A 1145-nucleotide genomic window follows, 5' to 3' on the forward strand; every position below is an offset into this window, starting at 1 on the left:
GGACGGGTGAACCCGATCCCAAGCGAGCGCAGCCGGGTAAAGCGTCTTTAATACTTCATTGAAAGCTGCTTGGGTATCGACGAATAAACTGTTTGTTTCTTCCGCAATTTGCTTGACAACACGGCCATATTGATCCATTGTTCGGCGCATGGGATCCTGTTCATTTCCTTCGATATAAAACGGTGTCATCAAAATGATTCCTTTCACAAGCGGCTTCGTCTCGAGCACAAGGCTGCGGAGCATCGCTTCATATTCATCCAAGTATACATGTTTTTCTTTCATGAACGGCAAATCATATTGCCGCCAAACATCGTTAATACCGATCATGATCGATACCCAGTCTGGCTTTTGGTCGATGACATCTTCTTTCCATCTTGCTTTCAAATCCCGCACCGTATTGCCGCTGACACCTTTATTGACGACGCGAATGCCTAGTTCGGGGTAAACCGCTTGCAAGAGACCATCCGCATAAGCGACATATCCCGTGCCCAACGCTCCGAATGATCCTTCCCCCTCCGGCCGAGCGCGGCCGCAATCAGTGATCGAATCACCAATAAAGAGCAATTTTTCGCCAGAGCCGATTTTCATTCTCCTCTTTTCCTCCCTTGAAGTCCTATTCAAATCACCTGAAAAATCGGTCGCTCTCGAAGAAAATGGACGGGGATATCCGGAAACTGCTCCCCTAGCCATTCGGCCAAATACTTCATGCCTGGCTCTTCGCTTTCCGCATGTCCCAGTACAATCAACGCCTTTTGTCTTCCTTGGTACACGGCATCCCGAATATATTCCGGCGTCTCCCATTCAGGCCCCTCTCCATACATAATCGCATCGAGATGTTCCTGTTCAAACAATGGAATCGACAATGCCCCGCCGCCTCGATACCCCACCAATATTCCAATGCGGGTGCATGGCGCAGATAAATCTCCGGCGATACGTACAAATGGAATGCTCAACATTTCCTTCGCATATTCAGCCACTTCCTTTGCCGTCATGCGGGGAATCGCTACAATCGCAGCGGTCGGCAAATATTTAGAAACATATGACTCCCACTCCAAAGCGCGAATGAAACCGACCATGATGCCATCCGGTTGATGTCGATGCCAATAATCATGAAAGCGATAGATTGCAATGCCCGACTCGCAGAT

At 48.9% G+C, this 1145-nt stretch carries 2 protein-coding genes; both read right to left on the reverse strand.

Annotated features, from left to right (window positions below):
* Positions 1 to 588, reverse strand: a 588-nt coding sequence (locus tag VU18_RS16225; RefSeq protein WP_047758543.1) for an SGNH/GDSL hydrolase family protein, incomplete at its 3' end; no start/stop codon positions are given.
* 29 nt (positions 589 to 617) lie between these two features.
* The coding region (locus VU18_RS16230) for a Nif3-like dinuclear metal center hexameric protein (RefSeq protein WP_047758544.1) at positions 618 to 1145 on the reverse strand (528 nt) is incomplete at its 5' end.

It is taken from the genome of Geobacillus sp. ZGt-1 (assembly GCF_001026865.1).
GTDB lineage: Bacteria > Bacillota > Bacilli > Bacillales > Anoxybacillaceae > Geobacillus > Geobacillus thermoleovorans.